Genomic DNA, 3,422 nt, shown 5'->3' on the forward strand with positions numbered 1-3,422 from the left:
CGCTGTGGATGTTCCCCGTGCTGCCCGGCACCGGTACGACGACCGGCCCCTCGGTGCGGGTCTGCTGAGACCGATCCGTTGCCGGGTCGACATCGCCATCCTGGGCCGCTGGCCCGGTGTCGGGCGCGCTGGTCGTCGGGTCGGCGCCCATCGTCTCTGCCGGCACCGTCGGGGCGGTCGGGTCGACCGGCGTACGTGCCTCCGACCGGCCAGGAGACGACGGGCTGCCGGGCTGGCTCGTGGTGCCCTGCTGCGCCGGTGTGCCCTGGGCCTGCTGCGCCGGCGTGCCCTGCTGGGTGGTGCTGGGCTGGGCCGGCCCCGTCGTCGCGCCAGCGGCCGGAGTCAGCGAGATCGAACCCGCCGAGTTCGCCGCCGCGGGGTTGACGACCGGCCCGGCGGGCGATGTACGCCCTGGCGCGGGTTGCCCGGTGGTGTTGCCGGGCTGGGTACCCGTCCCGGGCGGGGCGTTCGTCCCCGCCGTCGGCGTGCCGGTCGTCGTCGGTGTCGGCGGGTTGGGGTTGGCCGCCACCGGCGGGCCGGTCTGCGGACCCGCCGGCTGCGGGCCGGCCATGGCACCCGGGTTCGAGGCGGTGGGGCCGGTCGGCGTCACGTTGCCCGGCGTCGGTCCGGCCATCGGGGCGGTGCCAGGCGCGCCGGGCAGCACCGCTGGCGGCGTGTCCGAGGCCAGGGAATCGGCCTGGACGCCGACCCGAGCGGTGCTAGCGAAGTCGGTCGAGGGAGTGTCGGCCAGCGTGCGGCCGGGGCCTGCCGACCCGTCGCCGGGCGTGGTCGTGGTGGCGTCCGGGCGCGGGCCCGCGAGCTGTCCGCCGCCGGTCTGTTCGGTCGACCCACTCGTAGGTCGGTCAACGCCACGCGAGTCGGTGCCCGGCGCGACCTGGCTGGGCGAGTCGGTGCCCACCCCACCGTCGACCGTCGGGGCAGCGGACCCGTCGGCCGTCGGGACGCTCGTCGCGTCGACGGTCGGCGGCGCGAGGCTGATCGAGCCCGACCCGCTCTCCGGCACGGTGCCCGCACCGTTCTGAGTCGCGCCGCCGGTGCTGGTGTTCCCGCTGCTGGAGGTGTCGCCCGTGCCGTTGGTACTGCCGGCACCGGTCGAGCCGGACCCCGCACCGGTGCCGCCCACCGAGGTCGATCCGCCGGTGGAACCGCCACCCGAGGTCGACCCACCGCCGGTCGAGCCGGCACCCGTCGCACCGGGCGCGCCGGTGGCCCCGCCGAGGTTGCCGAGACCGTTGGTGCCCCCGACTCCGAGGGACAGGTCGATCCCACCCGCGCCCAGGCCGGCGCCGGGCGTCTCGATGCCCATCTTGCCGAGACCCCAGTTGGTGACCCTCGCGCCCAGGTCGCCGCTGGCACCTCCCGCGATGGTCGCCCCGGTGCGACCGGCACCGCTGGCGAACCCGCCGAGAAAGGCATCCGCACCCGGCATGGCCCACTGCCCGTTGACCGAGCCGTTGGCGAGCACGCTGGCAGCCGGGGAGATGATCGCGTTCTGCATACCGGAAGTGAGGCTGGTGCTACCCCAGCGGACCAGGCCGCTGCCCCGGAAGGACAGCTGCGACGGGCTGAACGAGAACGGCATCCGGGGCGCCGCCCGCCGGCCGGCCCAGTTCATGCCGGAGCCGAGCACGGCACCGTAGGCGCCGCCCACGCCGGCGGTGAAGGTCCGGTTGCCGTCCCACTGCCGCCGCTGTCCGGTGTGCATCTGGTACGCCTGGGCACCGACGTCGATGATCAGCTCCTCGCCGATCTCCTCGAGCAGTTCCAGGCCGAGCCGGTTCAGGCCCTGCCGGAAACCCTGGCTCGTGACGATCTGGCCCACCCTCGTGCCGGCCGCCCGCAGCGCCGCCTGCATCCCGGCCCGGGTGAGCAGTTGGCGCCCCATCTGGGCGATCAGCCGCCGGAAGGCGACCGTCACGGCCTGCCGGCCGGCGGCGAGGATGCCCGGGATCGCGCCCGCCGAGACTCCGCCCAGCCAGGCCATCAGTAGCGCGACGAAGACCGCGATGACGGTGATGATGACCGCGATCAGCACGGTCAGCTTGGCGTACTCGATCTCCAGCGCGGCCTGGTCGCAGCCGACGGCGTACGCACCGGCGATCTCCTGGATCAGCGGCAGGCCGGTGTTCGGATCGACACCGATCATGTTCCACAAACCGCCGAACGCCTCGCCGGCCCCGCCGCCCCAGCTCTGCAGGATCTTCATGACCGCCGGGTCGGCCTCGCCCAGCGTCTCGCCGACCAGGTCGGCCAGCGCCTGCCAGGCGTCGGCGAGGTCACGCATCCTGTCTTCGTCGCCGCTGGGCCACGCCTCGCCCGCGCTCACCCAGCAGATGGCATCCCAGACCCATGCGTACTCGCCCAGCGAGTTCCTGGGATTGGGTACCGCCACCCCGCGTGCCCCTCTGTCCGATGCCGACTCGTGGCCGTCGCCCGACGGCTACTTGTCGTCGCCGCCGAACAGCGTCTTGACCATGTCGTCGACATCGACGGTGCCCTCGACCGCGCCCTTGACGGTCGGCCCCATCAGTTCCACCACGGGAACGAGGTCGGCGGCCATGTCGAGGACCTTCTGCGCCGGCTGGTCCTCGCCGCCGAGGTAGCTCTTGTTGAACTCGTTGCCCGGCTCGTCGTCGCCCCAGGGCCGGTCCCCGTTGAGCGTTCCGATCGTCGCGGCAAGGCCCTGCCAGCGTTGGGCGAGCCGGGCACCGGCGGCACCGAGGGTGTTGGCGCCGTCGACCGCCGCGTCCGGCTTGACGAAGGTTTCGCGCAGCTCGGTCATCGCTTGTCCTCCCCGGGCAGGTCACTGTCCAACTGGCGGAAGATGCCGTCGAGGTCGTGGTCCATGTATGCCTGGAACTGGCTGTCCGGCACGAACGGACGGAGCAGCCGCTCGACGTCGGCCATCGCCTTCTCGGTGGCCCGCCGGATCGTCTCGGTGACGGTGGCGGACAGCTCCTTCGAATTCGGTCGGCGGTAGATGCGGGGGTCGAACTCGACCTTCGTCACCTGGCCGCGCGGCCCGACCGTCACGGTGACGAGGCCGTCGTCGGAGGTGACCGTGGCCTCCACTGCCTTGAGTCCCTGCTGGAGGTCGCCCACGCCGGAGCGCATCCGCTCGAACTGTGCCATCAGCTCGTCGGCACGGGCGCGCAGCGCCTGTACGTCCATGGCGTGTCCCTCCCCGCGCACGTCCACGTTCCGCCCGCGCCTGGGCGTGACGACTCGACCATACTTAATGGGCGCGACATTGGGGTGGTCGGTCTGCGGCCGTCCGCCGTTACGATGCACCGGCATTGGTCGACGAGAGGGTGAGCAGGAATGGTCCGTGACCGTCCTATGGCGGCATTCGCCCTGGTAGGAGCGGTGCTGACCACGGCACTGATCGTCCCCGCACCGAC

Annotated in this window: 2 protein-coding genes and 1 pseudogene; all 3 read right to left on the minus strand. The window is 72.9% G+C overall.

Going from position 1 to position 3,422, the window contains the following annotated elements; all coding sequences use genetic code 11:
• Positions 1-2,305: pseudogene (locus AB0M52_RS32380) on the minus strand (hypothetical protein); the annotation flags it as partial.
• 156 nt (positions 2,306-2,461) lie between these two features.
• Complete coding sequence (locus tag AB0M52_RS32385) at positions 2,462-2,803, minus strand: hypothetical protein (protein WP_363961562.1); 342 nt, start codon at positions 2,801-2,803, stop codon at positions 2,462-2,464.
• Positions 2,800-3,192, minus strand: coding sequence for a YbaB/EbfC family nucleoid-associated protein (locus AB0M52_RS32390; RefSeq protein WP_111213448.1), 393 nt, complete (start codon positions 3,190-3,192; stop codon positions 2,800-2,802). The genes AB0M52_RS32385 and AB0M52_RS32390 overlap by 4 nt, the downstream gene beginning before the upstream one ends.
• Positions 3,193-3,422 lie beyond the last annotated feature (230 nt).

This window comes from Micromonospora sp. NPDC051296, assembly GCF_040682255.1.
GTDB classification, from domain to species: domain Bacteria; phylum Actinomycetota; class Actinomycetes; order Mycobacteriales; family Micromonosporaceae; genus Micromonospora; species Micromonospora craterilacus.